This is a genomic window from Streptomyces sp. 3211.6 (assembly GCF_003634815.1).
Taxonomy (GTDB): domain Bacteria; phylum Actinomycetota; class Actinomycetes; order Streptomycetales; family Streptomycetaceae; genus Streptomyces; species Streptomyces katrae_A.
Genome location: NZ_RBXC01000001.1, coordinates 2254208 through 2274924 on the forward strand (window position 1 = coordinate 2254208; position 20717 = coordinate 2274924).

Sequence of the window (20717 nt, forward strand, 5' to 3'; positions counted from 1 at the left end):
ACAAGCAGTCCTACTCCTCCGGCACGGTATGACCAACCGTGATGTGGCCGAGCGCTTCGGGATACCCCGCGGAACCATCGGTTGGTGGCGGCACGAGGACCGGAAACGCCGGGGCGAGTCTTACGTCCAGCCGAGCGATTGCCCGAAGTGCACAGGGCGGCCAGTCGACCAACAGGCATACGCCTACCTCCTCGGCCTCTATCTCGGCGACGGACACATCGTCTCCAAACCCAAGCAGCATCACCTGTCCGTCTTCTGCGACGCCACCCACTCCGGACTGATCGACGCCGCAGAGCAGGCGATGCGTCGCGTCATGCCGATGCCTCACGTCAGCCGTAGGGCCCGGGGAGGCTGCGTGGAGGTCAAGTCGTACACCCAGCACTGGGTGTGCCTGTTCCCGCAACACGGACCTGGGAAGAAACACGAGCGGCAGATCGCCCTGGAGACGTGGCAGCAGGACATCGTGGACGCGCACCCGTGGGAGTTCATCCGGGGGCTCATCCACTCCGACGGGTGCCGGATCACCAACTGGACCGTTCGGAACGGGAAGCGGTACGAGTACCCCCGTTACTTCTTCACCAACAAGTCCGACGACATCCGGAAGCTCTGTACCGACACCCTCGCCAAGGTCGGAGTCCAGTGGACCGTCCTCGCGCGAGGCAGTGACCCCTTCAACGTGTCCGTCGCCCGGAAGGAATCCGTCGCCCTCATGGACGCCCACGTCGGGCCGAAGTACTGACGTCCAGGGCGTACACCGTGCAGGGGCGGTCCAGGACCGTGTCCTCGCGGAGGGGGGTGAAGCCCAGGCGCTCCGCCACGGCGGTCGAGGCCGTGTTGCCGTGGTGGATCATGGCGGTGATCCGGTCGAGGCCGAGGGGGCCGAAGCCCCAGTCCAGGACCGCGCGGGCCGCTTCCGTCGCGTAGCCGTGGCCCCAGTGGGGGCGGGCGAAGGTCCAGCCGATTTCGGTTTCGTCGAACTGTTCCCACCAGTTGAGGCCGCAGCGGCCGATGGCCTCGCCGGTGTCGCGGAGTTCGACGGCGCAGAGGCCGTGGCCGCGTTCGGTCCATTGGCGCTGTATGGCGTGGAGGCGGGTGGCGGCCTGGTCCTGGGTGTAGGTGCCTACGTAGCGGCCGACTTCTTGGTCGGCGTGGAGGTGGACCCACCAGTCGGTGTCGTCGGTGGTGAGGGGGCGCAGGCGGAGGCGGTCGGTAGTGATGATCATCGGGGTTCGGTTTCCTTGCGGCGGTGGATGGTCGTGTGGGCGGCTTCTGCCGTGCCGAGGCTCAGTATGAGGAGGGTCGCGCCGAGGGGGCCGAGCCAGTGGGGGCCGTGCCAGGTGAGGCCGGCTTGGCCTGCGAGGGGTGCGGCGGCGACGCCTGTGTAGACGGCGGCGGAGGCGAGTCCGGTGAGGAGGGGGGCGTCGGTGGGGCGGGTGGTGATGAGGCGGTGGGTTTGGGGGGTGAGGAGTCCCCAGCCGCAGAGGCCCCAGATGAGGAGGGCGGCGAGGGTGGTGGGGAGGTGGGCGCTGGTCCAGGGGAGGAGGGCGAAGTTGATCGCGGCGAGGGTGATGGCGGTGTTGATGACGCGGCGGCTGCCGTAGCGGTCGGTGAGGGGGCCGGAGGTGAGGGTGCCGGCGGTGGCGGCGAGGCCCCAGGCGAAGAGGAGGGCGGCGAGGGTGGTGCCGTTGTCGTGGGTGGCGCGGTCGAGGGCGGGGCCGATGAAGGAGTAGACGGTGTAGAGGCCGGTGTAGGCGAGGAGGGTGGTGAGGAGGGTGAGGCCGGTGCGGTGGTCGGTGAGGGGGGTGAGGCGGGTGCGGAGGGGGATGGCGGGTGGGGTGGGGAGGGTGGGGAGGGAGAGGGCGGTGCCTGCGGCGGCGAGGAGGCCGAGGGTGGTGACGAAGAGGAGGGTGGTGCGCCAGTCGTCGGTGAGGCTGGCGATGGCGGTGCCGAGGGGTGAGCCGAGGGCGGTGGCGGCGCTGAGGCCGGTCATGACGGTGGCGATGGCGCGGCCGCGGCGTTGGGGTGGGGCGAGTGCGGTGGCTGCGGCGACGGCGGCGGGGGTGATCATGGCGCCGCCGAGTCCGGCGAGGGCGCGGGCGGCGAGGGCGATGCCGAAGTGGGGGGTGTAGGCGGTGAGGAGGTTGCCGGTGGTGAAGAGGGTGAAGCCGGTGAGGAAGAGGGTGCGGCGGGGCCAGTGGGTGGTGAGGGTGGCCATGACGGGGCCGAGGAAGGCGTAGGTGAGGGCGTAGGCGGTGAGGAGCCAGCTTGCGGTGGTGAGGGGGACGTGGAGGGTTCGGGCTGCGTCGGGGAGGATGCCGGCGATGACGAAGCTGTCGGTGCCGATGGCGAACATGGCGGTGGCGAGGGTGAGGAGTGGGCGGTGGTGGTGCACGGGTGTGGGGCTCCGGATCGTTGATGTAACTGTTTTGGTTACGATGGTGGGCTGAAGAATGGCCGACCTTGGGCGGTCGGCCGTTGTCAGGAGGGGGTGGCGAGGGTGTCGCGTAGGACGTCGGCGATGGTGACGGTGGCGAGTTCGCGTTTCATCGTTTCCTCGGCGCGGTCGTAGGCGTCCCGGAGGACGGGTGGGATGCCGGCGCCGATGGGGCATTTGCGGTTGGGGGTGGCGGCGTGGAGGGCGAGGAGGGGGTCGGGTTCCACGGCGAGGTAGACGTCCCTGAGGGTGATGTCCTGTGGCGGGCGGGTCAGGAGCCAGCCGGCGCCGACGCCGCGGCGGGATGCGACGAGGCCGGCGTCGCGTAGGTGGCCGAGGGTGCGGCGGATGACGACGGGGTTGGTGTTGACGCTGTCGGCGATCTGGTCGGAGGTGACGATGCCGTCGGGGCGTTGGGGGCAGACGAGGGCCATCCAGGTGAGGGTGTGGGTGGCCACGGTCATGCGGCTGTTCGCGCTCATGGGCCTCTCCTGTCGTGGTGCTCGAAGTCCCCCTGTTGCAACTGATTCTGTTACGACATCGGCCGGAAGTCTAGCCTTGAGTCTCCAGTGGGTGGAGACCTCAGGGTAGGGGCATGGACGGCGCGGCGGAGTGGTTTTCGATCGGGGAGCTGGCCCGGAGGTCGGGGCTGGCGGTGCGGACCATTCGGTTCTATTCCGATGAGGGGATCGTCGTGCCGGCCGGTCGTAGTCGTGCCGGGTACCGGTTGTACGACGTCGGGGCGCTGGTGCGCCTGGAGTTGGTGCGGACGCTGCGGGAGCTGGGGGTGGATCTGCCCAGTGTGCGGCGGGTGCTGGATCGGGAGTTGTCGGTGGCCGAGGTGGCTGCCGTGCATGCCGATGCGGTGGAGGTGCAGCTTCGGGTGTTGCGGTTGCGTCGGGCGGTGTTGCGGCTGGTGGCGGAGCGTGGGTCCAGTCCTGAGGAGGTCCGGTTGATGCACAGGGTGACGCGGTTGTCGGCGCAGGAGCGGCGGCGGTTGGTGGAGGAGTTGGTGGCGGGGGCGGAGGAGTCGGTGGCGGCGATGGTGCGGGTGGCTGCGCCGGATCTGCCGGACGATCCGTCGGCGGAGCAGGTGGCGGCGTGGGTGGAGTTGGTGGAGCTGATGGGTGATGCGGACTTCGGTGAGGTGTTCCGGGCGGGGCCGGGGGTGGAGGGGCCGGTGGATCCGCGGGTGGAGCGGTATTGGCGGTTGGTGTGGGCGGTGAACGGGTGGGAGGTGGTGCCGGGGTGGGTGCCCTAGGTTGGGGTGGTCGTTGCCGGATGAAGGGGTGTTGTGGTGAGCGAGAAGGCTCGGAAGTTGTTCGACGCGTTGGATCTGAACCATGACGGTGAGCTGACGCGGCTGGAGGTGATTTCTGCGTTGCGGTCGAAGGGGCCGACGCTGGCGGCGCGGGGGGATCTGCCGTTCTGGGGTCTGGGGGACGCGGACGCGTCGTCGGCGCTGTTCGATGCGGCGGACAAGAACGGTGACCAGGTGTTGAGCTTCGAGGAGTTCGAGGCGGAGGTGGACCGGCGGTTCGGCTGGTAGGGGGGGTTGCCCCACCTTGGGTCGGGTGGTTGGCGGGATGCCGTCGGGGGCCGGTCTCCGGTGATCGTTGGGTGCAGCACACGTCGTGGTGCTGGTTCGGCGATTTCCGGGGAGGGTCCATGGGTGGGCGGCGGATGGTGGCTGCGGTGGCGGTCGGGGTGCTGGCGCTGGGGGTGGCGGCGCAGCCGGTGGCGTTCGCGGCCGGTCGGCCGGATTCCGTTCAACGGGGTCTGGACGGGCTGGTGCGGGAGGGCGGGGTGCCCGGGGCGCTGGCGACCGTGACGGACGGGGACGGCCGGTCGCGGACGTATACCGCCGGGGTCGGTGACGTGGCCACGGGTGCGGGGGTGCCTCGGGACGGGCAGGTGCGGATCGGGAGCAATACGAAGGTGTTCACGTCCGTGGTGCTGCTGCAGCTGGTGGGCGAGGGGCGGCTCGGGCTGGACGACAAGGTGGAGGAGCACCTGCCGGGGGTGGTGCGCGGGGACGGTTTCGACGGTCGGAAGATCACGGTGCGGCAGCTGCTCCAGCACACGAGTGGGATCCCGGACTACGAGGCGGAGGTCGGGGAGGCGATCGAGCGGGGGCGGTACATGGCGCCGCGGGAGGTTTTGGAGATCGCGTTCCGGCATCCGGCGACGTCGACGGACGGGAAGACGTTCCACTACAGCAACACGAACTACGTGCTGGCCGGTCTGATCGTGGAGAAGGTGGCGAAGCGGCCGCTGGCGGCGGAGATCGACCGTCGGGTGGTGCGGCGGTTGGGGTTGCGGCACACGTATTTCCCGGCGCCGCGTGATCTGACGATCCGGGAGGCGCATCCGCAGGCGTATCACCAGGATGTCGTGGGCGGGCCGTTGCGGAAGGTGACGGAGATCGATCCGTCGGCGGCGTGGGCGGCGGGTCAGATGGTGTCGACGAACTCGGACATGAACCGGTTCTTCTCGGCGTTGCTGGGGGGTCGTCTGTTGCGGGAGGAGCAGTTGCGGGCGATGCGGACGACGGTGCCGGTGGTCGAGGGGGCGGAGGTGGGGTACGGGCTGGGGCTGATCCGGCGGCCGTTGTCGTGCGGTGGGGTGTATTGGGGGCACGGGGGTGACATCACGGGGTTCGAGACCCGGGGTGGGGTGGGGCCGGACGGGCGTGCGGTGAGTGTCGCGGTGACGACGGATCCGGCGGACTACAAGGTCACGGAGCGGCTGGAGGGGCTGGTGGACCAGGCTCTGTGCCGTTGAGGTGAGGCCGGGTACACGGAAGACCGCCTGGGCCCCGCGCGTGGGGGCTCCGGCGGTGTTCTCGTGGGCGGGTCAGTGGACGGGGTCGCCGATGTGGTGGATGCGGACGAGGTTGGTCTTGCCGCTGACGCCGGGGGGTGAGCCGGCGGTGATGACGACGATGTCGCCGGGCTGGCAGCGGCCGATGCGCAGGAGTTCTTCTTCGACTTGGGCGACCATGGCGTCGGTGGAGTCGACGTGGGGGCCGAGGAAGGTTTCGACGCCCCAGGTGAGGTTGAGCTGGGAGCGGGTGGCGGGGTCGGGGGTGAAGGCGAGGAGGGGGATGGGTGAGCGGTAGCGGGAGAGCCGGCGGACGGTGTCTCCGCTCTGGGTGAAGGCGACGAGGTATTTGGCGTCGAGGAAGTCGCCCATTTCGGCGGCGGCGCGGGCGACGGCTCCGCCTTGGGTGCGGGGTTTGTTGCGGTCGGTGAGTGGGGGGAGGCCCTTGGCGAGGATGTCCTCTTCGGCGGCTTCGACGATGCGGGCCATGGTGCGGACGGTTTCGACGGGGTGTTTGCCGACGCTGGTTTCGCCGGAGAGCATGACGGCGTCGGTGCCGTCGATGACGGCGTTGGCGACGTCGGAGGCTTCGGCGCGGGTGGGGCGGGAGTTGTCGATCATCGAGTCGAGCATCTGGGTGGCGACGATGACGGGTTTGGCGTTGCGCTTGGCGAGTTTGATGGCGCGCTTTTGGACGATGGGGACTTGTTCCAGGGGCATTTCGACGCCGAGGTCGCCGCGGGCGACCATGATGCCGTCGAAGGCGGCGACGATGTCGTCGATGTTCTCGACGGCCTGGGGCTTTTCGATCTTCGCGATGACGGGGAGGCGTCGGCCTTCCTCGTCCATGATGCGGTGGACGTCTTCGATGTCGCGGCCGGTGCGGACGAAGGAGAGGGCGATGACGTCGGCGCCGGTGCGCAGGGCCCAGCGGAGGTCTTCGATGTCCTTGTCGGAGAGGGCGGGGACGGAGACGGCGACGCCGGGGAGGTTGAGTCCCTTGTGGTCGGAGACCATGCCGCCTTCGATGACGCGGGTGTGGACGCGGGGGCCTTCGACGGCGGTGACTTCGAGGGTGACGCGGCCGTCGTCGACGAGGATGCGTTCGCCGGTGGTGACGTCGGCGGCGAGGCCCTTGTAGGTGGTGCCGCAGGTGTGGCGGTCGCCTTGGTGGTCTTCGACGGTGATGGTGAACTCGTCTCCGCGTTCAAGGAGTACGGGTCCTTCGTGGAAGCGGCCGAGGCGGATCTTCGGGCCTTGAAGGTCGGCGAGGATGCCGACGCTGCGGCCGGTTTCGTCGGCGGCCTTGCGTACGCGTTGGTAGCGCTCCTCGTGTTCGGCGTAGGTGCCGTGGCTGAGGTTGAGGCGGGCGATGTCCATTCCGGCTTCGACCAGGGCTTTGATCTGGTCGTAGGAGTCGGTGGCGGGGCCCAGGGTACATACGATTTTCGCTCGGCGCATGGGGCGAGGGTATGCCCTACCGAGGGGTAGGAAATGTGGTGGGCGTGTCTGCTCAACAACCTTTGGGCAAAGGCTTGTTGACATTTGTTGAATGTGCGTGGGGATGCTCTGATGAGCACCCCCACGGGGTCACCGCTTCGGCGTTTTGTACGGGTTTCAGAGCTGCGGCGGGGTCATCGTGAAGCGGGCGTTCACCTGGGCGTGGACGGTCTGCCGCTGGGGTTCGAGGTCGAGGGGCGGGGCGGCCTCGTCCTCGGCTCCGGCGAAGGTCATGGAGCGGTAGGCGCCGGCGGGGGCGGCCATGGCGAGGGGGGCGGCGTTCTCGGCGTCGAGGTCGGCGAGCTCGACGAGGGCGGCGAGGTCGGCGCCGAGGGCGCGGGCGTATGCGCGGGCACGCTGGACGGCTTCGAGGACGGCCTGGCGGCGGGCTTCGCCGTGGGCGGGCGAAGTGGGGCGCAGGGCCCACCAGGGGCCGTCGACGCGGGTGAGGTCGAGGTCGGCGAGGCGGGTGGTGAGTTCTCCGAGTGCGGTGAAGTCGTTGAGTTCGGCGGTGATGCGGACGGTTCCGTGGTAGGCGCGGATGCGTTCGCCGCGGCCGTGGCGGGTGAGTTCGGGGGTGATGGAGAAGGCGCCGGTTTCGAGTTTCTCGACGGGTTCGCCGTAGCTCTTGAGGAGGTCGAGGACGGTGTTGTTGCGGCGGGTGAGGTCTTCGAGGGCGGTGCGGCGGTCGGTGCCGCGGGCGGTGACGGTGATGCCGATGCGGGCGATCTCGGGGTCGACTTCGAGGTGGGCTTCGCCGCGGACGGCGACGCGGGGGGCTTCGGGGGTGCCGTAGGGGTGGTGGGCGGCGGGGGTGGGGTGCGTGGCGTCCTGGGTCATGGTTTCACTGTCGCACCGTCGCCCGTTCGGGTCTGGTCATCGGATCGAAACCTGGGTGGGGTGTTGCGGCTTGTTACCCATCGGTCAGAATCTACGCGCGTTGTCCACGCGTTTTGACGCTGTACTGACACACGCCTGACTAGGGGAGATGGCATGGGGTTCGACCGTAGGACGTTCATGGGGGCTTCGGCCGCGACGGGTGCCGCCGTGGCGCTGGCGGGGGCAACGGCTGCTCCGGCCGCTGCCGCGCCGGCCGCCGCCGCGCCGTCGGCGAAGCAGCGGACGTACTCGTTCACCGTGATGGGGACGACCGACCTGCACGGGAACGTCTTCAACTGGGACTACTTCACGGACAAGGAGTTCGACGACAAGGCGCACAACGACATCGGCCTGGCGAAGATCTCGACCCTGGTGAACCAGGTGCGGGAGCAGAAGGGGCGGTGCAACACCCTCCTGATCGACGCCGGTGACACCATCCAGGGCACGCAGCTGGCGTACTACTACGCGAAGGTGGATCCGATCACGGCGCGCCGGGGTCCGGTGCACCCGATGGCGCAGGCGATGAACGCGATCGGCTACGACGCGGCGGCCATCGGCAACCACGAGTTCAACTACGGCATCCCCGTGCTGCGGAAGTTCGAGGAGCAGTGTCGTTTCCCGCTGCTGGGGGCGAACGCGCTGGACGCGAAGACGCTGAAGCCGGCGTTCGCGCCGTACAGCATGCACCGGCTGCGGACCCCGCACGGGCGGGACGTGAAGGTGGCGGTGCTGGGGCTGACGAACCCGGGCATCGCGATCTGGGACAAGGCGAACGTGCAGGGGAAGATGACCTTCCCGGGTCTGGAGGAGCAGGCGGCGAAGTACGTGCCGCGGCTGCGTTCGATGGGCGCGGACGTGGTGATCGTGTCGGCGCACTCGGGGTCGAGCGGTACGTCCTCCTACGGTGACCAGCTGCCGTACATCGAGAACGCGGCCGCTCTGGTGGCCGAGCAGGTGCCGGGGATCGACGCGATCCTGGTGGGGCACGCGCACACCGAGATCCCGGAGTACCGGGTGAAGAACAAGGCGACCGGCAAGGACGTGGTGCTGTCGGAGCCGCTGAAGTGGGGGCAGCGGCTGACGCTGTTCGACTTCGAGCTGGCGTGGGAGCGGGGCCGCTGGTCGGTGTCGAAGGTGTCGGCGAAGGTGCTGAACTCGAACACGGCCGCCGAGGACCCGAAGATCACGAACCTGCTGTCGGACGAGCACCGCAAGGTGGTGGCGTACGTCAACCAGGTGATCGGCACCTCGAAGCTGGCGATGTCCTCGGCGGACGGCCCGGTCAAGGACGTGCCGATCATCGACCTGATCAGCCATGTGCAGGCGGAGACGGTCAAGGGTGCGCTGGCGGGTACGGAGTGGGCGGCGCTGCCGGTGCTGTCGCAGGCCTCGTGCTTCTCGCGGACGGCGTCGATCCCGGCCGGGCAGGTGACGATCAAGGACGCGGCGGGTCTGTACCCGTTCGAGAACACCCTGGAGGCGCGTCTGCTGACGGGTGCGCAGCTGAAGGACTACCTGGAGTACTCGGCGAAGTACTACGTGCGGACGGCGCCGGGTGAGGTGGTGGACCCGGCGAAGATCACGAACGCGGAGTCCACGCCGGACTACAACTACGACGCGGTGTACGGGGTGTCGTACGACGTGGACATCGCCCAGCCGACGGGTTCGCGGATCTCGAACCTGTCGTTCCAGGGCAAGCCGGTGGACCCGGCGGCGCAGTTCGTGCTGGCGGTGAACAACTACCGGGCTTCGGGTGGTGGCAACTTCCCGCACGTGCCGCAGGCGAAGCAGCTGTGGTCGAACTCGGAGGAGATCCGCACCACGATCATCCAGTGGGTGAAGGCGAAGGGGACGATCGATCCGGCGCAGTTCGCTTCGGTGGACTGGAAGCTGACGCGGGCCGGGGTCCCGGTGTTCTAGTTCCGCGCTCGCCCGCCTGGTCCGGGGCCGGGTTCCGCCGTGTGGCGGGGCCCGGCCCCGGGCGCGTTCAGGGGTGGTCGACGAGCGGGAGGAGGTCGACGGCGGCGCGGGGGCGGGTGTGTTCGCGCTGTTCGAGGCCGAAGGTGGTGAAGGCGGTGCGGCCGGGCTGGGGGTAGGGGTCCTTGCCGGTGAGGGTGTTGAGGATGGCGGCGCTGCGCCAGGCGGCGAGGCCGAGGTCGGGGGTGCCGACTCCGTGGGTGTGGCGTTCGCCGTTCTGGACGAAGACGGTTCCGCTGACGGAGGGGTCGAGGACCATGCGGTAGCGGTCGTCGATGCGGGGGCGGCCGGAGGAGTCCCTGCGCATGTAGGGGTCGAGGCCGGCGAAGAGGCTGGTCAGGGGGCGTTCCTTGTAGCCGGTGGCGAGGACGACGGCGTCGGTGGTGAGGCGGGAGCGGGTGCCCTGCTGGGTGTGTTCGAGGTGGAGTTCGACCTTGGTGGTGGCGACGCGGCCGGCGGTGCGGACGGTGACTCCGGGGGTGAGGACGGTGTCGGGCCAGCCGCCGTGGAGGGTGCGGCGGTAGAGCTCTTCGTGGATGGCGGCGATGGTGGCGGCGTCGATGCCCTTGTGGAGCTGCCATTGGGCGGGGACGAGGTGGTCGCGGACGGGTTCGGGCAGGGAGTGGAAGTAGCGGGTGTAGTCGGGGGTGAAGTGTTCGAGCCCGAGCTTGGAGTACTCCATGGGGGCGAAGGAGGGGGTGCGGGCGAGCCAGGTGAGGCGTTCGCGGCCGGCGGGGCGGGCGCGCAGGAGGTCGAGGAAGACCTCGGCTCCGGACTGGCCGGATCCGATGACGGTGACGTGTTCGGCGCCGAGGATGCGGGCGCGGTTGTCGAGGTAGTCGGCGGAGTGGATGACGGGGACGGTGGGGGCTTCGGCGAGGGGGCGCAGGGGTTCGGGGACGTAGGGGGCGGTGCCGATGCCGAGGGCGAGGTTGCGGGTGTAGGTGCGGCCGAGGGCTTCGGCTTCTCCGTCGGGGTCGAGCTGGGTGTAGTCGACTTCGAAGAGGTCGCGTTCGGGGTTCCAGCGGACGGCGTCGACCTGGTGGCCGAAGTGGAGTCCGGGCAGGCGGCCGGCGACCCAGCGGCAGTAGGCGTCGTATTCGGCGCGCTGGATGTGGAACTGCTCGGCGAAGTAGAAGGGGAAGAGGCGTTCCTTGTGCTTGAGGTAGTTGAGGAACGTCCAGGGGCTGGCGGGGTCGGCGAGGGTGACGAGGTCGGCGAGGAAGGGGACTTGGAGGGTGGCGCCGTCGATGAGGAGGCCGGGGTGCCAGCGGAAGTCGCGGCGCTGGTCGTAGAAGGCGGTGGCGAGGCGGTCGGCGCCTTGGGCGGGGAGGCCGTGGCTGAGGGCGGCGAGGGAGAGGTTGAAGGGGCCGATGCCGATTCCGACGAGGTCGTGGGGTGCATCGTGCTGGGCGGTCATCGGTGGGTTCTGCCTTCCAGGTGGGCGATGAGGGTGTCCAGGTCCCCGGTCGTGGTGTGGGGGTTGAGGAGGGTGGCCTTGAGCCAGAGGCGGCCGTCGGCGGTGGCGCGGCCGAGGACGGCGGTGCCGTCGGTCAGGAGGGTGCGGCGCAGGGTGGCGAGCTGGTCGTCGTCCGTGGGGGTGGGCCGGAAGAGGACCGTGGTGATGGTGGGGTGGGCGTGGAGTTCGAAGCCGGGGTGGGCGTCGAGGAGGTCGGCGAGGTGCCGGGCGGTGGCGCAGGTGTGGTCGATGAGGCGGGCGAGGCCGTCGCGGCCGAGTGAGCGGAGGGTGGCGGCGATCTTGACGGCGTCGGGGCGGCGGGTGGTGCGCAGGGAGCGGCCGAGGAGGTCGGGGAGGCCCGCTTCGGTGTCGTCGGTGGCGTTGAGGTAGTCGGCCTGGTGGGCGAGGGGGGCCAGCAGGCTGGTGTCGGGGACGGCGAGGAGGCCTGCGGCGACGGGTTGCCAGCCGAGTTTGTGCAGGTCGAGGGTGAGGGAGCGGGCGCGGTCGAGACCGGTGAGCCGGTGGCGGTGGCGGGGGCTGAAGGTGAGGGTTCCGCCGTAGGCGGCGTCGACGTGGAGTTCGGCGTGGTGGTGGTCGCAGACGTCGGCGATCGCGGGGAGGGGGTCGATGAGTCCGGCGTCGGTGGTGCCGGCGGTGGCGGTGACGAGGACGGGGCCGGGGGTGCGGGTGAGGGCGGCGTCGAGGGTGGCGGGGTCGAGGGTGCCGGTGGGGGTGGGGAGGGTGAGGGTGGGGGGCAGGCCGAGGAGCCAGGCGGCGCGGGGGATCGAGTGGTGGGCGTTGGCTCCGTGGACGACGGTGAGGCGGGGGCCGTGGCGTTCGCGGGCGAGGAGGAGGGCGAGCTGGTTGGCTTCGGTGCCGCCGGTGGTGAGGAGGGCGTCGGGGTGGGGGGTGGGGTAGAGCTCGGCGGCGAGGGCGGCGGTGAGGTGTTCTTCGAGGGCGGAGGCTGCGGGGGCCTGGTCCCAGGAGTCGAGGCTGGGGTTGAGGGCGCTGACGGCGAGGTCGGCGGCGGCGGCGACGGCGAGCGGGGGGCAGTGGAGGTGGGCGGCGCAGAGGGGGTCGGCGGGGTCGGCCGCGCCGGCGGCGAGGGTGTGGACGAGGGTGGCGAGGGCTTCGTGGTCGCCGGTGCCGTGGGCGGGGAGGATGTCGCCGAGGGTGGCGCGGACGCGGGCGGCGGTGGTGTGGGGGCCGCCGGCGGGGAGGGGTCCGCCGCGTTCGGCGGCGCCGGTGCGCAGGGCGGTCAGGACGGTGTCGAGGAGGGGCCGCAGTGCGTCGGAGCCGCCCTGTCCGCCGGCGAGCGGGGGCGTGGGCACGGTCATGGGAGCCTCCGGGGGTGGGCGGGGTGGGGTGCCCGGGCGGCTGTTCGGTGGCCGGGGCCGGGCGGGACACCCGGTCGGTACAACGATCAGACCCGAACGGGGTAACCGTCGGGGGGTGGCGGGGGTGATTTCGGGCGGTGCGGCCGGTATCGGCGGGTGTTCGGCCGCGGTGCGGCGGGGGGCTCGGAGTTGGCCGGATAGGGATGGGGAATTCTTGGGGTGCCGGCCTCTGGGATGCAGGTCGCGGCGGGGCTACAGTGCGGTCGGCACGGGGCGCACGTGCTCTGCGGGAGGGGACCCGATGGCTGGATCCGGTGTGCTGGCGAAGGTGGCGGGGGCGGTCGGCGGGAAGACCGCGGCGGTGGTCGCCGCGGGGGCCGTGGTGGTCGCGGGGGGCGCCGGTGCGGGGGTGTGGTGGACCTCGCAGGGGCCGGAGCCGGTGGTGGTGGTCCAGCGCAGTACGTCGGTTTCGGTGCCGGCGGGCGGGGAGCAGCTGACGGTGGCGGGCTGCCTGCCGCACGAGACGGCGCTGGGCGGCGGGTACGCGATCGCCGGGTCGGGGTTCGCGACGAACAGCCATTTCATCGGGGGTGCGTGGCTGGCGTCGGCGTTCAACCCGGGTGACGCGCCCTCCACGTTGACCTCGTACGCGTTGTGCGTGAACGCGAAGCCGCAGGTGGAGGGCGGCTACGACTTCCAGTGGTCGACGTACGCGTTCCTGGACAGGGCGAGCAAGTTCCCGCCTCCCGGGGGCACTCATGACGTGACGACCGAGGGGCCGTTCAAGGGGGTGACGGTCACGACGACGGCCACCCCGCACTGCGGGGACGGGTTCACGATGGTGGGCTCGGAGTTCAAGGCCGACCGGGTCCTGAAGGGGCGGCCGGTGGCGCCGGTGCCGCTGGATCAGCTGACGCCGCTGGCGGCGGCACCCGGTCCGGACGGTAAGGCGGCCGGCGGGAGCGACTTCATCACGCATCTGAACCCGGGTACGGAGTTGAGTTCCCGTCCGTTCCCGTTGAAGGACTCCTCCGACGTGCTGCGCATGACGCAACTGCAGGCTCCGCAGCCGCCGCAGGCGAACTTCGCGGTGGGGGTGCGGCCGGTCTGCGTGAAGCTGAAGAGCGTGTCGGTGGTGACGGCCCAGGTGGCGGTCGCGGCGGGTGGCAGCGCGCAGGCGACGGTGGCCTGTCCGAAGAACCGGCTGCTGCTGGGGGGCGGGTTCATCTTCCCGGCGGCCAACGAGCACGGTGCGCCGGAGGCCCCGCAGCGGTATTTCGGGGACGGCTGGCTGTTCGCGGGGACGGACGGTCCGGCGGTGGCGGGTACGCCGTCGGGGGGCCGGGTGCGCGAGTGGCATGTGACGGGGGTGAACCAGCAGAAGCCGGACGGGCTGTACCACGATTCGGCGTGGGTGGAGCACAGTGACGCCGAGACCTCGACGGGCAACGTCTACCTGGACGCGCAGGCGCACGGAGGGGACGACCAGATGCTGCGGCCCTCCTCGGTACCGGACGCCCAGCCGATGATCGCGAGTGCGGTGTGCGCGACGATCGACGCGAAGGCGACCTCGCCGTCGAAGTCGAAGGGGCCCGCGCCGACGTCGGTGGGGCGGCCGGACGTCCCTTCGGTGCCGGGGGTGACGGATCCTTCCGTTCCGGCGTCGGGTTCGCCGTCGGGGTCCCCCTCCGCCTCTCCGTCTCCGTCGCCGTCCACGGGGCACAGTGCCCCGCCCTCGTCCGGCTCCCCGAACTCCCCCTCCCCCGGCCGCCCCACGAACGGCGGGAACCCGCAGCCGTCGACGAGCGCCCCGCAGCAGCCGCAGCCCCCGGCGGTGGCGATCCGGCAGCCGGGGAGCGGCGGGCAGCTGCGGCGGGGCTGCGAGGAGAGCTTCTCCGCCTCGGCGCGGACCCGGCCGGGTGACCGGGCCATCACCGATCCGCAGTACACGTCCTGGCAGCTGAAGGGCCCGAACGGGGCGGTGGCGGTGGGGGCGGGTCCGTCGGGCGGCTTCCTGGTGCCGCTGCTGCCGGACGGGACGTATCCGCTGGTGTTCACCGCGACCGACCCGGACAGCGGCCTGACGGCCAGTGCCCAGGTGTCGGTGCGGATCGTCGGCTGTATCCGTTAGGCCGCGGCTCTCAGGACGTGCGCGCCCCGCGGACCCGCAGGGTGCGGGCGAGGTCGTCGAGCTGGTCGACGAGGACGCGGCGCATCATCGGGGTGATCCTGGGGTCTTCCAGGGCGGCGTGGCCGGCCTGGAGGTTGGCCTCGTCGGCGTGGTGGGCGGGGAAGGCCCAGCGGCCGGCGGCTTCGCCGATGGCGGGGCCGCGGCGGGCTCCGACGGCGATGGCCTCGGGGTAGTAGCGGGTGACGTAGTCCTGGAGGAGCGCGGTCTGTTCGGGCTGCCAGAAGCCCTGTGCGGTGGCGGTGAACAGGTAGTTGGACAGGTCGTCGTCGTGGAAGAGGCGCTGCCAGGCGGCGGCCTTGGCCTCGTCGGTGGGCAGGGCGGCGCGGCAGCGGGCGGCGCCCTGGCGGCCGGTGGCGCTGGGGTCGGCGTCGAGGGCGGCGTCGATGGCGTCCTCGTCGATCGCGCCGAGGACGGCGAGGCGGGCGAGGATGCGCCAGCTGAGTTCGGGGTCGAGTTCGGGGCCGCCGGCGACGGTGCCGTCGGCGAGCCAGGCGGCGATGGTGTCGGGCTGGGTGGCGCTGTCGATGAAGGCGCGTACGGCGGCCAGGCGCAGGCCGGGCTCGGTTCCGTCCTCGGTGCGGCGCAGGAGGTCGCGGGCGATGGTGGTGAGGGCGGTGAGGGCGGCGGTGCGTTCGGCGGGGGCGGTGTAGAGGTCGGCGACGTGGTTGCGGGCGAAGCCGAGGACGCCCTGGACGACGGCGAGGTCGCTCTCGTCGGGCAGGTGGGCCTCGGCGGTGGCGAGGTAGGTGGCGGGGTCGAGTTCGCCGTCGCGGACCATGTCGCGCAGGGAGCCCCAGACGACGGCGCGGGTGAGGGGGTCGGGGATGCGGGAGAGGCCGCGCAGGGCGGTTTCGAGTGAGGTTTCGTCGAGGCGGATCTTGGCGTAGCCGAGGTCGCCGTCGTTGAGGACGAGGAGGTCGGGGCGGGGGCCGGTGGCGGAGATGATCTCGTCGGTGGGGACGTCGAGGTCGAGGAGTGCGGTGCGCTCCAGGAGGCCGTCGGTGGCGCGGGTGTAGGTGCCGGCGGTGATGCGGTGGGGGCGGCTGCCCGAGCGGTCGACGGTGAGGGTCCAGCCGCCGGAGCCTTCCTGGATCCTGGGGGTGAGGGTGTCGATGCCGGTGGTGCGCAGCCAGACGCCGGCCCATGCGTGGACGTCGCGGTCGGTGTGGGCGGCGAGGGAGTCCACGAAGTCGGCGAGGGTGGCGTTGGCGAACTTGTGGCGGGCGAAGTGGGTGTTGATGCCGGCGAGGAAGTCCTTCTCGCCGAGCCAGGCGACGAGCTGGCGCAGGGCGGAGGCGCCCTTGGCGTAGGAGATGCCGTCGAAGTTGAGGAGGGCCGAGGCGGTGTCGGGGACGTCGTCGGGGCCGGGGGCGACGGGGTGGGTGGAAGGGCGCTGGTCGGCGGCGTAGCCCCAGGGCTTGCGCTCCATGCCGAACTCGGTCCAGGTGCCGGTGAAGCGGGTGGCTTCGGTGAGGGTCTGGTAGCCCATGTATTCGGCGAAGGACTCGTTGAGCCAGATGTCGTCGAACCAGGCGAGGGTGACGAGGTCGCCGAACCACATGTGGGCCATCTCGTGGGCGATGACCATGGCGCGGCGCTGGCGTTCGGTGTCGGTGACGGCGGAGCGGAAGACGAACTCGTCGCGGAAGGTGACCAGGCCGGGGTTCTCCATGGCGCCGGCGTTGAACTCGGGGACGAAGGCCTGGTCGTAGGAGTCGAAGGGGTACGGCTCGGTGAACTTCTCGTGGTAGCGGTCGTAGCAGGCGGTGGTGACGGAGAGGATCTCGTCGGCGTCGGCGTCGAGGTGGGGGGCGAGGGACTTGCGGCAGTGGATGCCGAAGGGGAGTCCGGCGTGCTCGGTGGTGACGCTGTGCCAGGGGCCCGCGGCGACGGCGGCGAGGTAGGTGGAGATGACGGGGGTGGGGGCGGAGGTCCAGGTGCCGGCGCCGTCGGCCTCGCGGTCGCCGGTGCGGGTGGTGATGCCGTTGGCGAGGACGGTCCAGTGGGCGGGGGCGGTGACGGTGAACTCGAAGACGGCCTTCAGGTCGGGCTGGTCGAAGGCGGTGAAGACCCGCTGGACGTCGTCCATGAACATCTGGGTGTAGACGTACGTCTCCCCGTCGGCGGGGTCGGTGAAGCGGTGCAGGCCCTCGCCGGTGCGCGAGTAGCGCATGCGGGCGTCGACGCGCAGCTCGTGGGGGCCTTCGGTGAGGCCGGTGAGCGGGAGGCGGTTGTCGTCGAGGGCGGCGGTGTCGAGGGGGTGGCCGTCGAGCGTGGCGGAGCGCAGTTCCTCCGGCTTCAGTTCCACGAAGGTGTCCGCGGGGGTGCGGGCGCTGAAGCGGATGACGGTGGTGGAGTCGAAGGTCTCTTCGCCGGTGGTGAGGTCGAGGGTGACGGCGTAGTGGTGGACGTCGAGGAGCTGGGCTCGGAGCTGCGCTTCGTTGCGCGTCAGTGCGGGCATGGGGCCCATGCTGCCGGATGGGGGGCCGGGGTCCTAGGGGGTGTCTGATGGACGGCCGGGGCGGGGGTCGCCCGCCCCGGGGGCCGGTCAGTCCTCGCCGGCGGCGATGGTCTCGTGGTGGCGGATGACCTCGGCGATGATGAAGTTGAGGAGCTTCTCGGCGAAGGCCGGGTCGAGCTTGGCGTTCTCGGCGAGCTGGCGCAGGCGGGCGATCTGGCTGGCCTCGCGGCCGGGGTCGGCGGGGGGCAGGTGGTGGCGGGCCTTGAGGTGGCCGACCTGCTGGGTGCATTTGAAGCGTTCGGCGAGCATGTGGACCACGGCCGCGTCGATGTTGTCGATGCTGTCGCGCAGGCGGGCCAGTTCGGCGGTGACGTTCTCGTCGATCGCGTCGGGGTCGGTGACGCTGTCGCGGTCGGTGGTGTTCATGGTCACCGAGCTTACGTGGCGGGCGGGCGTGTGACCTCTGGCATGTCGCTGGGTGAGACGGGCTGCTCGGCGGGGGTTCACAGGGGCAGCAGGGCGGTGACGAGCCAGCCGCCTTCGGGGGCGGGGCCGGCGGTGAGGCGGCCGCCGAGGGCTTCGGCGCGTTCGGTCATTCCGGCGAGGCCGTAGCCGCCGCCGCGGGCCTTCTCGGAGAGCCGGGCGGGGTGGCCGCCGTCGTCGGCGACGCGTACTTCGAGGCCGGCGGGGACGGTGCGCAGGCCGATGCGGACGGCGGTGGCGCTGGCGGCGTGTTTGGCGATGTTGGTGAGGGCTTCGAGGACGATGCGGTGGGCGGTGGCGGCGACGTCGCCGGGGATGCGGTCCTCCAGGCCCTGTTCGATGTAGAGGACGACGGGCGGCCCGGCGAAGCGGCGGGCGAGGTCGCGGATGTCGGCGAGGCCGGCGACGGGGGCGGTGGCGGGGGCCGTGGGGGTGCCGTCGTCCTCGCGCAGGACGCGGACGAGGCGGCGCATGGAGCCGAGGGCTTCGTCGCCGGCGGCTTCGATGCGGCCGAGGACCTCGGCGGCGCGTTCGGCGGTGACGCGGGTGAAGCGGGCGGCGCGGGCCTCGACGACGATGCCGGTGACGTGGTGAGCGACGAGGTCGTGGAGTTCGCGGGCGAGTTCGAGGCGTTCGGCGGTGCGTACGGCGTGCAGTTCGCGCAGGCGCTGCACGGACTGCAGGCGCAGCAGGAGCGAGTAGGCGGTGACGACGACGGTGAGGACGGAGAAGAGGAGGGTGAAGCGGCCGGGGTTGGTGTCGCGTACGGGTACGGCCATGCAGCCGAGGCCGAGGAGGGGGCCGAGGACGGCGGCGGTGCGGGCGGGGGTGCGCAGCAGGACCTGGGAGAGGAGGACGAGGAGGGCGATGGCCTCGCCCGCGCCCCAGACGATGGTGGGCCGTTCGCCGAGGACGAGCAGGAGGGTGACGGTCCAGGTGGTGGCGGCGGCGAACCAGGCGCGGGCGAGGAGGGGCAGGCCGGGCCAGGGGGCGGCGCTGAGGCAGACGAGGATGCCGGAGACCCAGACGGTGGCGTGCGGGGGGCTGGGCTGGCGGGCCAGGACGATGCCTTCGAAGGTGACGAGGGCCAGGAGGAGTACGCAGAGCAGGAGCCGGATCCGGACGGCGGCGCGGGGGTGGCGGCGGGCCCAGGAGGCGAGGGGGCTCACCGGCTTTCACGCGGTGGTGGCGGCGAGGCCGCTTTCCCAGGCCCAGGCGGCGATCTCGACGCGGTTGCGGGCGGTGAGCTTGGCCTGGACGTTGGCCAGGTGGGTTTTGACGGTGGACAGGGAGACGTAGAGCTCGGCGGCGATCTCGGCGTTGGTGAGTCCGCGGGCGAGGCAGCGCACGACGTCCTGTTCGCGTTCGGTGAGGGGGTCGGAGGGGCGGCGGGCGGCCTGGGGGCCGGCCATGCGGGGGGCCATCTCGCGCAGCAGGCGGACGGTGATGGCGGGTGAGACGAGGGCGTCTCCGGCGGCCGCGGCGCGGACGGCTTCGACGAGCATGGCGGGGCTGGCGTCCTTGAGGAGGAAGCCGGAGGCGCCGCCGTGGAGGGCCGCGTGGACGTATTCGTCGAGGTCGAAGGTGGTGACGATGACGATGCGCGGGGTGTCCTGGCCGGAGAGGCGGCGGGTGACTTCGAGGCCGTCGACGCGGGGCATGCGGATGTCGAGGAGGAGGACGTCGGGGCGGTGGGCGGCGACGGCGTCGAGGGCCTGCTGTCCGTCGGCGGCGTCGGCGACGACCTCGATGTCGGGCCGGCTTTCGAGGATCATCCGGAAGCCGGTCCTGACCATGTCCTGGTCGTCCGCGATGACCACTCTGATCGTCATGCGCTGCCTGCCCCACTGTCGCGCCGTCGCCCGGTCGCCGGTCGCCCGCTGCCGCCGGCGGGCCCGCCCCGGCGGGTACCGGGGTGTCCCCGTCCATGGGACCCGGGGGTGCGGCGGCCCGCAACCGGACGGCCGGGGGGCTCGCCCTTCCGGCCGGTTCGGGTCCGGCCGGAAGGGCGAGGTGCGCGGGCGGGGGTGCGGGGGCCGGCCGGGGGTCCGGGCCGGCGGTGTGGGTGCGGGGTTGTGGGGGGTGCGGGGCCGCGGAGGGGTGGGGGTGGCGGGCCCGCGGAGGGGTGGGGGGTGCGGGCCCGCGGAGGGGTGGGGGGTGGCAGGCCCTAGAGGCCTGCGGCGGCGTTGCGGATGTCGGCGGCGAAGGTGGAGACCTCGGAGTAGACCCCGGGGTATCCGGCCCGGGCGCAGCCCTCGCCCCAGCTGACGATGCCGACCTGGATCCAGGCGTTGTTGTCGTCGCGGCGGAACATGGGGCCGCCGGAGTCGCCCTGGCAGGTGTCGGTGCCGCCCTGGTCGTAGCCGGCGCAGATCTCGTCGGAGGGGACGAGGGAGTCGCCGTAGGCGGCCTGGCAGGCGGCGTCGGAGACGAAGGGGACGGTGGCCTTGAGGAGGTAGCGCTGCTGGGCTCCGCCTTCGCGGGCGGCGCCCCAGCCGGCGACGGTGAAGGTGCCGTTGTCGTAGGCCTTGGTGTCGGCGATCTTCAGGGTGGGGAGGTTGACCGGCTTGGCGAGCTTGATGAGGGCCCAGTCCTTGCCCTGGCCGTTGTAGCCGGGGGCCTGGAGCACCTTGGTGGACTTGACCTTGATGGCGCTGCTGCTCTGGAGGTCGACGACGCCGGCGGTGGCCGTGATGGAGGTGTTGTTGCCGGAGCCGTTCACGCAGTGGGCGGCGGTGAGGACGATCTGCTGGGTGTAGAGGGCGCCGCCGCAGCCCATGGAGAGGCGGACCATGAAGGGGAACTCGCCCTGGGCGGCGCGGGTGCCGCCGACGACGGGGGTCGGGGAGGCGCTGGCGCCGGTGGGCTGGAGGCTGACGGCGGCGAGGGCCACGGCGCCGACGGCGAGGCCGCGCTTGAGGATTGTGGCAAGAGTGGACACGGTCAACACACTGCCTTTCGTGGGGGGTTGGGCTGTGCGCGCCATCCGGCGAATGACGCGTCCATGACACACCCGCCCCCGGGAGGGCAACAAGAACGCGTTTTCGGACAATCCCCGCCACCCGGCGGACGGCGCGACACCGATTCACCCCACGGCCACGAAAAGTTTCCTACCGGCCAGTAGACACGGGTGGGATTCTGGCCAACTCTGGGCACGTACATGCCAATCCCCC

At 71.4% G+C, this 20717-nt stretch carries 18 protein-coding genes; 6 read left to right on the forward strand and 12 right to left on the reverse strand.

All coding sequences use genetic code 11. The annotated features are described in order from the left end of the window. The first annotated feature begins 28 nt into the window (after positions 1-28). Complete coding sequence (locus BX286_RS10465) at positions 29-739, forward strand: helix-turn-helix domain-containing protein (RefSeq protein ID WP_121014888.1); 711 nt, start codon at positions 29-31, stop codon at positions 737-739. Here the strand turns inward: BX286_RS10465 and BX286_RS10470 are convergent. From BX286_RS10470 to BX286_RS10480, 3 genes are all read right to left on the reverse strand, one after another. Further along, positions 708-1223, reverse strand: a complete 516-nt coding sequence (locus tag BX286_RS10470) for a GNAT family N-acetyltransferase (RefSeq protein ID WP_121014889.1) — start codon at positions 1221-1223, stop codon at positions 708-710. The genes BX286_RS10465 and BX286_RS10470 overlap by 32 nt on opposite strands. Continuing rightward, the gene (locus BX286_RS10475; protein ID WP_079425834.1) at positions 1220-2392 is read right to left on the reverse strand and encodes an MFS transporter; all 1173 of its coding nucleotides are present in this window, start codon (positions 2390-2392) and stop codon (positions 1220-1222) included. Before BX286_RS10475 ends, BX286_RS10470 begins: the two co-directional genes overlap by 4 nt. Positions 2393-2478: 86 nt before the next feature. Beyond that, the gene (locus BX286_RS10480) at positions 2479-2916 is read right to left on the reverse strand and encodes an Rrf2 family transcriptional regulator (RefSeq protein WP_079425836.1); all 438 of its coding nucleotides are present in this window, start codon (positions 2914-2916) and stop codon (positions 2479-2481) included. A gap of 113 nt (positions 2917-3029) precedes the next feature. On the opposite strand from BX286_RS10480, the gene BX286_RS10485 reads away from it, so the two are divergent. The 3 genes from BX286_RS10485 to BX286_RS10495 all read left to right on the forward strand — a co-directional run bounded on the left by BX286_RS10485 (position 3030) and on the right by BX286_RS10495 (position 5218). After that, positions 3030-3695, forward strand: a complete 666-nt coding sequence (locus BX286_RS10485) for a MerR family transcriptional regulator (RefSeq protein WP_079425838.1) — start codon at positions 3030-3032, stop codon at positions 3693-3695. A 36-nt stretch (positions 3696-3731) separates the two neighbouring features. Further along, entirely contained in the window at positions 3732-3983 is a 252-nt protein-coding gene (locus BX286_RS10490; protein WP_079431655.1) for an EF-hand domain-containing protein, read from the forward strand. A gap of 134 nt (positions 3984-4117) precedes the next feature. Further along, positions 4118-5218: a serine hydrolase gene (locus tag BX286_RS10495; protein ID WP_121014890.1), complete on the forward strand. Its 1101-nt coding sequence runs from the start codon at positions 4118-4120 to the stop codon at positions 5216-5218. Positions 5219-5290: 72 nt separating this feature from the next. Here BX286_RS10495 and pyk read toward each other — a convergent pair whose 3' ends face one another. Together pyk and BX286_RS10505 are read right to left on the reverse strand one after the other, a co-directional pair. Next, complete coding sequence (gene pyk, locus BX286_RS10500) at positions 5291-6718, reverse strand: pyruvate kinase (protein WP_121014891.1); 1428 nt, start codon at positions 6716-6718, stop codon at positions 5291-5293. Between the two features lie 156 nt (positions 6719-6874). Continuing rightward, positions 6875-7597, reverse strand: coding sequence for an SIMPL domain-containing protein (locus tag BX286_RS10505; protein WP_100863842.1), 723 nt, complete (start codon positions 7595-7597; stop codon positions 6875-6877). Between the two features lie 153 nt (positions 7598-7750). Here BX286_RS10505 and BX286_RS10510 point away from each other — a divergent pair, with 153 nt between their 5' ends. Further along, positions 7751-9556 (forward strand): bifunctional UDP-sugar hydrolase/5'-nucleotidase, encoded by a 1806-nt coding sequence (locus BX286_RS10510; RefSeq protein ID WP_079425847.1) that lies wholly within the window; start codon positions 7751-7753, stop codon positions 9554-9556. A 67-nt stretch (positions 9557-9623) separates the two neighbouring features. Here BX286_RS10510 and BX286_RS10515 read toward each other — a convergent pair whose 3' ends face one another. Beyond that, the gene (locus BX286_RS10515; protein WP_121014892.1) at positions 9624-11033 is read right to left on the reverse strand and encodes a lysine N(6)-hydroxylase/L-ornithine N(5)-oxygenase family protein; all 1410 of its coding nucleotides are present in this window, start codon (positions 11031-11033) and stop codon (positions 9624-9626) included. Further along, positions 11030-12403: an aminotransferase class V-fold PLP-dependent enzyme gene (locus BX286_RS10520; protein WP_079431656.1), complete on the reverse strand. Its 1374-nt coding sequence runs from the start codon at positions 12401-12403 to the stop codon at positions 11030-11032. The genes BX286_RS10515 and BX286_RS10520 overlap by 4 nt, the downstream gene beginning before the upstream one ends. Positions 12404-12710: 307 nt before the next feature. On the opposite strand from BX286_RS10520, the gene BX286_RS10525 reads away from it, so the two are divergent. Continuing rightward, entirely contained in the window at positions 12711-14540 is a 1830-nt protein-coding gene (locus tag BX286_RS10525; protein WP_148710262.1) for a hypothetical protein, read from the forward strand. Between the two features lie 10 nt (positions 14541-14550). Here BX286_RS10525 and pepN read toward each other — a convergent pair whose 3' ends face one another. The 5 genes from pepN to BX286_RS10550 all read right to left on the reverse strand — a co-directional run bounded on the left by pepN (position 14551) and on the right by BX286_RS10550 (position 20530). Beyond that, positions 14551-17061 (reverse strand): aminopeptidase N, encoded by a 2511-nt coding sequence (pepN, locus tag BX286_RS10530; RefSeq protein WP_121017609.1) that lies wholly within the window; start codon positions 17059-17061, stop codon positions 14551-14553. 87 nt (positions 17062-17148) lie between these two features. Beyond that, positions 17149-17487, reverse strand: a complete 339-nt coding sequence (locus BX286_RS10535) for a chorismate mutase (RefSeq protein WP_079425853.1) — start codon at positions 17485-17487, stop codon at positions 17149-17151. Between the two features lie 77 nt (positions 17488-17564). Further along, positions 17565-18713: a sensor histidine kinase gene (locus BX286_RS10540; RefSeq protein WP_100863840.1), complete on the reverse strand. Its 1149-nt coding sequence runs from the start codon at positions 18711-18713 to the stop codon at positions 17565-17567. Positions 18714-18719: 6 nt separating this feature from the next. Continuing rightward, positions 18720-19376, reverse strand: coding sequence for a response regulator transcription factor (locus BX286_RS10545; RefSeq protein ID WP_079425857.1), 657 nt, complete (start codon positions 19374-19376; stop codon positions 18720-18722). A gap of 335 nt (positions 19377-19711) precedes the next feature. Then, positions 19712-20530: a serine protease gene (locus BX286_RS10550; protein WP_079425859.1), complete on the reverse strand. Its 819-nt coding sequence runs from the start codon at positions 20528-20530 to the stop codon at positions 19712-19714. Positions 20531-20717 lie beyond the last annotated feature (187 nt).

What these genes read in the sequence shown, in the direction of transcription:
- BX286_RS10510 (WP_079425847.1), top strand. Translation starts at nt 7,751, where the DNA reads ATGGGGTTCGACCGTAGGACGTTCATGGGGGCTTCGGCCGCGACGGGT.
- pyk (WP_121014891.1), bottom strand. Translation starts at nt 6,718, where the DNA reads ATGCGCCGAGCGAAAATCGTATGTACCCTGGGCCCCGCCACCGACTCC.
- BX286_RS10485 (WP_079425838.1), top strand. Translation starts at nt 3,030, where the DNA reads ATGGACGGCGCGGCGGAGTGGTTTTCGATCGGGGAGCTGGCCCGGAGG.
- BX286_RS10480 (WP_079425836.1), bottom strand. Translation starts at nt 2,916, where the DNA reads ATGAGCGCGAACAGCCGCATGACCGTGGCCACCCACACCCTCACCTGG.
- BX286_RS10470 (WP_121014889.1), bottom strand. Translation starts at nt 1,223, where the DNA reads ATGATCATCACTACCGACCGCCTCCGCCTGCGCCCCCTCACCACCGAC.
- BX286_RS10550 (WP_079425859.1), bottom strand. Translation starts at nt 20,530, where the DNA reads ATGGCGCGCACAGCCCAACCCCCCACGAAAGGCAGTGTGTTGACCGTG.
- BX286_RS10545 (WP_079425857.1), bottom strand. Translation starts at nt 19,376, where the DNA reads ATGACGATCAGAGTGGTCATCGCGGACGACCAGGACATGGTCAGGACC.
- pepN (WP_121017609.1), bottom strand. Translation starts at nt 17,061, where the DNA reads ATGCCCGCACTGACGCGCAACGAAGCGCAGCTCCGAGCCCAGCTCCTC.
- BX286_RS10505 (WP_100863842.1), bottom strand. Translation starts at nt 7,597, where the DNA reads ATGACCCAGGACGCCACGCACCCCACCCCCGCCGCCCACCACCCCTAC.
- BX286_RS10495 (WP_121014890.1), top strand. Translation starts at nt 4,118, where the DNA reads ATGGTGGCTGCGGTGGCGGTCGGGGTGCTGGCGCTGGGGGTGGCGGCG.
- BX286_RS10515 (WP_121014892.1), bottom strand. Translation starts at nt 11,033, where the DNA reads ATGACCGCCCAGCACGATGCACCCCACGACCTCGTCGGAATCGGCATC.
- BX286_RS10465 (WP_121014888.1), top strand. Translation starts at nt 29, where the DNA reads ATGACCAACCGTGATGTGGCCGAGCGCTTCGGGATACCCCGCGGAACC.
- BX286_RS10525 (WP_148710262.1), top strand. Translation starts at nt 12,711, where the DNA reads ATGGCTGGATCCGGTGTGCTGGCGAAGGTGGCGGGGGCGGTCGGCGGG.
- BX286_RS10535 (WP_079425853.1), bottom strand. Translation starts at nt 17,487, where the DNA reads ATGAACACCACCGACCGCGACAGCGTCACCGACCCCGACGCGATCGAC.